At 52.1% G+C, this 6299-nt stretch carries 7 protein-coding genes; 2 read left to right on the forward strand and 5 right to left on the reverse strand.

Annotated features, from left to right (window positions below):
• Positions 1-469 precede the first annotated feature (469 nt).
• Together BOA8489_RS19655 and BOA8489_RS19665 are read right to left on the reverse strand one after the other, a co-directional pair.
• Positions 470-898 carry a GFA family protein gene (locus BOA8489_RS19655; protein WP_093976014.1) on the reverse strand — a complete coding sequence of 143 codons (429 nt, stop codon included), beginning with the start codon at positions 896-898 and terminating at the stop codon, positions 470-472.
• 714 nt (positions 899-1612) lie between these two features.
• Positions 1613-2530, reverse strand: a complete 918-nt coding sequence (locus tag BOA8489_RS19665; protein ID WP_093976016.1) for a transferrin-binding protein-like solute binding protein — start codon at positions 2528-2530, stop codon at positions 1613-1615.
• Between the two features lie 306 nt (positions 2531-2836).
• Here BOA8489_RS19665 and BOA8489_RS19670 point away from each other — a divergent pair, with 306 nt between their 5' ends.
• Positions 2837-4150 carry an MFS transporter gene (locus tag BOA8489_RS19670; protein WP_093976017.1) on the forward strand — a complete coding sequence of 438 codons (1314 nt, stop codon included), beginning with the start codon at positions 2837-2839 and terminating at the stop codon, positions 4148-4150.
• 133 nt (positions 4151-4283) lie between these two features.
• Here BOA8489_RS19670 and BOA8489_RS19675 read toward each other — a convergent pair whose 3' ends face one another.
• Positions 4284-4994: a winged helix-turn-helix transcriptional regulator gene (locus BOA8489_RS19675; protein ID WP_093976018.1), complete on the reverse strand. Its 711-nt coding sequence runs from the start codon at positions 4992-4994 to the stop codon at positions 4284-4286.
• A 146-nt stretch (positions 4995-5140) separates the two neighbouring features.
• Here BOA8489_RS19675 and BOA8489_RS20295 point away from each other — a divergent pair, with 146 nt between their 5' ends.
• Complete coding sequence (locus BOA8489_RS20295) at positions 5141-5389, forward strand: hypothetical protein (RefSeq protein WP_141138351.1); 249 nt, start codon at positions 5141-5143, stop codon at positions 5387-5389.
• 47 nt (positions 5390-5436) lie between these two features.
• On the opposite strand, the gene BOA8489_RS19680 is transcribed toward BOA8489_RS20295, so the two are convergent.
• Both BOA8489_RS19680 and BOA8489_RS21150 read right to left on the reverse strand, forming a co-directional pair.
• Positions 5437-5733 (reverse strand): DUF1330 domain-containing protein, encoded by a 297-nt coding sequence (locus BOA8489_RS19680; protein ID WP_093976019.1) that lies wholly within the window; start codon positions 5731-5733, stop codon positions 5437-5439.
• A 442-nt stretch (positions 5734-6175) separates the two neighbouring features.
• Complete coding sequence (locus BOA8489_RS21150) at positions 6176-6292, reverse strand: integrase core domain-containing protein (protein ID WP_370807386.1); 117 nt, start codon at positions 6290-6292, stop codon at positions 6176-6178.
• Positions 6293-6299 lie beyond the last annotated feature (7 nt).

Consider the following 6299-nt stretch of genomic DNA (forward strand, 5'->3'; position numbering starts at 1 on the left):
TCCCGTCAGCTTCAGCTCAATCTCACGCAGCAGCTTCAATACATCTTCGTCCGAATGCCGTTTCCGTGCCATTCCATATTCCCCTCTCAAGACCAATGTAGTGGCCCAGTTTTAGGGGGGAAGGACAAGGTTTCGCACCAAAAGGCTGCTTTTTTCTAGCATTGTTTCCCGAATAGCCCCCACCTTGGCGAGATGGTCACGATCAGGGTTGTTCAAGGCAATTGGCTCAAACACTTTCCCCGAAATCGACCCCGCCTCGACCTTCTGAAGACACGACTAAAGGATACTCCGGTCTCCGTAGTAACGAGTGTTCTGTTGAGTAGCCGGGGTCGTCTGTAAGAAGGGCGGCCCCGTTCTCTTAGGAAGAGATTTTTGCCATGGCGCGTTTGGATAATCGCCCTGCGGACGAAGCCGACAACCGCTGAAATGACATCAGGGCTGACAGCTGTCGCGCGATGTTTTGATCGACCTATTCCGGAACTGTTTCCCCCGAACCTCCGAATTCGGAGGGGAAGTCTTTCATTTTCGGGAGGCCGTCCTTCATTGGAAGCACCGTCTCAGCGTAGTTGACATGAATGCCTGGCTTGAACTCGATGCTCGGAATTGTAGCCGCGTAGACATCAGTAAGACCAAGTCCCGGATGCCCTGCCATTAGGTGTCCGCCGCACTTTTCGCACCATTTCCTATCGCTGTTTTCGGTCTTGTTGAATTGCTTCACATATTCTTCCCCCTTCACAATCTTGACCTTGTCCGGGTCCCAAAGTGTGAATGCATTAACAGGACCGGCCGACCAAGACCGACAGCTTTCGCAATGGCAATAGCCCATACCGGCCGGTTCCCCGGTCACTTCAACTTCGACGGCTCCGCAGAAGCACTGGCCTTTGTGCGTGTTAGACATATTGTCCCCCCATTTTTCGATAGCCTCAGAATAGCATGTCGTCGATCAAACACGAAACTGACCAATCGATAGGTGGAAAGCGCAGTGGTCAGAAGGTCCGTTTTGGGCTCGAAGCCGCCGTTCGCTGCACTTTGCACCAATGTCCGCTATGGGCTGGAGCCCACGTCACTTGAGGTTCAGTAATTGGGACCGCTTTTAGGACCACTATCCCTAAATGGGCCTCTCGCAAGTATCTATTTTTGAATGATAAATCTGAAGAGTAGATTGCCTCTCCTGGGCACCAAAAAATCATAAAAAATATATAAAAATCAAATACAAGATGTTTCATTCAGCGTCTGCGTCCACCCATTTGTCCACCCTAGCGGCGTTGTAGGTCCGTCTCACTCGAGCAGCACTACCATCTCATCGCTTATCCCGGCAGTGTGCCCAATCCGCCTCGCCGTCAGACCAAAAAAACCCAGATTACAGCTTACAAAGTACAGGCTGAACTTGTGTGTAGCGACCAATCCGTCCCGGTCATCCAACACAAAAATATCACGCTGAAGACCCATCTTGATACCCGTTGGTTCCCATTGACGCGTCGACATGTGGAAAACGCCTTTAGCGGACGTTCAGCCTGTCCCTCTGCAGCGGTCACTTTGGGCTCGAAGAAGTCATTCGCTGCGATAGGCATGAATGTCCGTAATGCGGACAAAGCTGACTTCCTGTCGCTGACTATTCCTCAGCTAAAAAGGCTCCGTTAAGGTACGTGGTGACGCTTCCATATTCAGGAGCGGCCTCACCAACTCCGGAGATTTCGCCACCGACTGCGTTGGCAGTTGAGCCAAAGAACATGCCATCGACCGAAATCGTACCTATTCCGGACAAGCCGAAGTCAGCGGGTACAATAGACGCGGTCCCGCTAAAAGTATTGTAAGTGATCGGCATTGAAGCAATCGTCAGTGTTGTGTCTGAGATCATCAGCGGACCGCTATTGTTCTCATGGCCTAGCTCAATTGATCCTGAAATTGTTCCTGTATTGAAATCTACAATGAGTGTCGCTGGCCCCCCTGCACTAGCCCAAAAACTATCGTCCTGCGCATTGACGCTAACGCCACCCTCACCATTGAAGGTCACCGGGAATACATCCGAGCGGTCGGCCACTATGTCAGGGTCAGTATTGAACCCACCGACCTGCAGACCCCAAAAATACTCAGTGCCATGGTCGTTGATATTCCACCAAGCAAGTGAGGCTTGTTCATCCCCTGTAACGATCCACGGGGCTGCCCGGATCTCGAGGTCGCCGTTTGAACCGACAAACCATCCGCTATTATCCGCCAGCCACTGCAAAATCACTGGTGTTCCCCCATAGGTCACAAGAAATTCACGCTGGCCGTTCACAATGTTTCCAGTCGCCGATACCATCAATTCGATAGACTTTTGATCGACGAGTGCGCCGCCTTGCATGATGTGCTGGGCTTCGCCACTTCGGGTAATGGTTACGCTTGGTTCGAAAAGACTGCTTGTCGCCTCTGCATACCCGCTCGAGGCGGTTGGTTCAGCAAGGCCGGGGATAGGGACCTGCCCGCCGCCACCACCGCCACACCCAGCCAGCGTTATTGCCAGGACTCCAACTGAGAACACTAAACGCATGTTTCCTCTCCCACTCAAAACCATTCACTTTTTAATTTTATGCCAATGAAAGATTAGAAACCTTGACACATATCAATTACTTAATGCTTCGCGGGCTGTCCGCTTTGGGCTCAGAGCTGTCATTCGCTGCAGCGAACACTAATGACTGCTTTGCGGACAAAACTGCCGTTGCCACGGGCAACCGAATGCCGTCTCCCCCCTTTCATTCGACTTGATGGAACAGCAGAAAACGACATGGGGTCGCTAGCAGACGAGAAACACTTTGAAAAAGGAGCTGATTGGCAGCCAGATACTTGAGAAGTCCTTATGCACGAGCGCCGAATCCCGGAATGGCTTCGCCATGCGCCCGCGCCGAGTGTGCGTGGTTTCGCCATTCTGGCGGGAACGGAGGCCATTGCCAGAGGCATTCTGATCTCGGTCTTTCCAATCGTCATGTACAACACGCTCCGCGATACGCGTATCGTCTCCGAAGTCTACTTCGTTATCGGCGCAATTTCTTTAGTGATCGGCCTTCTGATTCCCTACCTTATACGGTTCATCCCAAGGCGGTGGGTTTACGTGTTCGGCACGCTGATGTTCGTTGCAGGTGCAATCTCGACCACCCTGGAGACCCCCGGCTTCGTGATCACCGGGCTCGCGCTCACAACGTTCGCAGTCGCCACAACCTTCGTTTGTTTCAACGCTTATGTCCTCGATCATGTCGCCAAGATCGAACTCGGGCGCTTCGAGACATCTCGGCTGTTCTTCAGTGCCATGGGGTGGACGGTCGGCCCGGCGCTCGGAACGTTTCTATACGCATGGTGGCGGCCAGCGCCGTTTCTGATCGCGGCGATCGCGGCAAGTGCCATGCTTCTCATCTTTCTTGTGATGCGCCTCGGCAATGGCAGGCTTATCACTAAGAGCCGACGACCTCCTGCCAATCCATTGGCCTATCTTGGTCGGTTCATTGCGCAACCTCGTCTGGTGACCGGTTGGATCTTCGCTGTCGTTCGTTCGTGCGGTTGGTGGGTCTATGTCGTCTACCTACCCATATATGCGGTTCAGAGCGGGCTTGGCAGCCAGCTTGGCGGCGTAGCGCTTTCGATATCCAACGCCGCCTTGTTTCTTACACCGCTGATGCTCCATTTCATGCAGCGCAGTTCGGTGCGCACAGCCGTACGGTCCGGTTTCCTGATGTCCGGACTTCTCTTTCTTCTGGCTGGAGTGCCAAGCGGTATTCCCGAGTTGGCCGTCGGTTTGCTGATGGTGGGCTCGATTTTCCTGATCCTGCTCGACGTCTCCGCAGGCCTGCCGTTCCTGCTCGCCGTCAAGCCGTCCGAACGCACGGAGATGTCCGCAATCTATGCCAGTTATCGCGACCTCTCGGGCATGGTGACGCCGGGTGCCGCTTGGCTCGTTCTCCTTTTTGCGCCGCTCTCTGGCGTATTCACGGCTGGGGGTGCGGGTTTGCTTTTTACGTGGATTCTAGCTCGCAAGTTACATCCTCGGCTGGGTCAGGCGCGGATATCTGTCGAAAGCACTCCGACCGATCGTAACGACGTCTTAAATGCGATAGTCAATGCACCAGATATGATCCAGGAGCGAACCAAGCTGTTCCGATGGCCGAAAGAACCATCCTAGAAAGCAGCCATTCACGCGTGGCGCGGCTACGGTGAACTTGGGCTCAATGCGGTCATTCACTGCAGCGAACACTAATGACTGCTATGCGGACTTTGATGCCATTGAAGACCCCGCCATCCGATTGATTTTGCGATTACAAACTGGGCTTTGCGGCTGCGATTCCTTCAACATCAGCGTAGACACTGGGTGGAAGCCACTTTGTGAAGTTCTTCACCAAACGTGTGTCACCACTTAAGAATAATTTTCCATCATCAAGGTCACGGGAAAGGCTACGCCGTCCCATATAGATTCCCGTCAACACGCCAACTTCACACTCAACATAAAGATCCGGGTCGTGTCTTGGATCGTGAATACACAGATCGACGTCTGACCCATGCTCCGCAACAAACCAGTAGGTGTCGTGCTTGCCGCTTGAATCGGGAAAATGAAAGCGAACAACATTTCTTCCTTCCAGCATTTGCTTGGTATCGATGCGTCGCCGAAGCTTCCACATGAGCATTCCGGCGTCCCGATCTGACAGAGCTATGTCGGCATCCACGTGACGTTGCGCCCAACGCGCCATTTCGTCAAAGACAGTCTCAAGCTCAATTGCCTTCTCTGTCCGAAAATAATCGACGGTTCCAAGTGCACGATTTTCAACCCGCTCGATCATGCCTTCAGCTTCTAGCTCCTTTAGGCGTTTTGAAAGCAGAGGTGGGGACAGACCAGGGAGAGCACGCCGAATTTCATTGAATCGTGTATTGCCATCCCAAAGTTCGCAGAGAATTTGAATTGTCCAGCGTGGCTCCAAGACTTCGCAGGCTTTAGAGGTCGGACAGTAGATTCCATAACCCTTACGCACCATTGATCAAACCTCCTGTATTCAGCCTAGGCGATAGGCGGACAAGTAATCTAGTTTAGAAACTATACCGGCGACGGTTTAGTTTGTGCACTACGCGGAGCGTAGGTCGGTCTGGCAGAGTGAAGGGCATACCAAATAGGAGATGCCAAATGTCACTCGCCACAGAATTTTCACAAGCAGCAACGACCCAAAACAAAAATTTTGCTCTTCTGGCTGGATGGATCGCGGCCCAACTCGCTCGTCAAAAAACGATACGATCCTTAAGTGCATGCAGGAAGAGTGAGCTTCGTGATGTCGGGGTCATCGCGCAGGACATCATGACCCTAAAATCCAACAGTGGGATCAGTGGCGTAGATGAATTATGCAGAAATGCAGGAATTCGGTCAGGAAATTGGTAGGTAAAGGCTCGAGTTATCAATGAATACTCAGAAGGCGACTTGCCTCGTTATTCATTGATCCCCTGCACCAAAACTAGATTTGTCTTGGCTGTGCGATGCCGAATTTGCATGAGTTCAACATACTCAGGATCGGTGTACCAAGCCTCTGCGTCTTCGGTAGACGGAAATTCTAACAACACCGTTCGCGAATAAGCCCAGGTCCCTTCGAGGGCAGTGGTGTCTTGCATTGATGTGGCCAGAAGTTTCCCGCCATGGCGCTCAAAGCTTGGCATGAAGCCAGTTAGATACGCTTGGTACTCATCCCAATCGAGCACCTCCAGTTGTCCAACAACATAGGCTGGCATACCCCCTCCAGATTCTGGTTCATCTTGCAGCGAATGACTTCTTCGAGCCCAAAGCGGAAATCTCAATCCCGCTCGGTCTGTGTTCTTTAAGACTGTCTTGGGATGAAGTGCGTAACAAATTTTTTGACCCTCGGAATTACGAAAGCTTAAAGTCTGGTTATCTACTATGCCGGCCTTCCGGTCTTGCGGTCACCATTGAGAATGCGTCGTGTTATTGCCGGTTTATTGAATTGTCTGAGGATAGGTTTCCTGTACTTGCAGCTTCTGGATCTCGACCCAATTCCAAGCTTTGATGTGCCATTTTTGCGAACGATCATTCTACGACCCCACTCGATCTCGCAAACTGCCGTAATAAAGTCAGTAACCTCACATCATATGGTGTTTTCTCACGGAGCCAGCTACTTCAGTGGGAAGGTTGCAAACGAGCTAGTTGCATCAATGTCTAGCCCCCAAGTTCTGTGCCATTTCTGATTAGAGTTTCTGGCACTGGTGGTCGCATGTTCAGAGCCTGGTGCGGACGTGTGTGGTTGTACTGCTTAAGCCAATGATTGATGACGATCTGTGCC

Origin of the sequence: Boseongicola aestuarii (assembly GCF_900184815.1) — a bacterium.
Taxonomy (GTDB): domain Bacteria; phylum Pseudomonadota; class Alphaproteobacteria; order Rhodobacterales; family Rhodobacteraceae; genus Boseongicola; species Boseongicola aestuarii.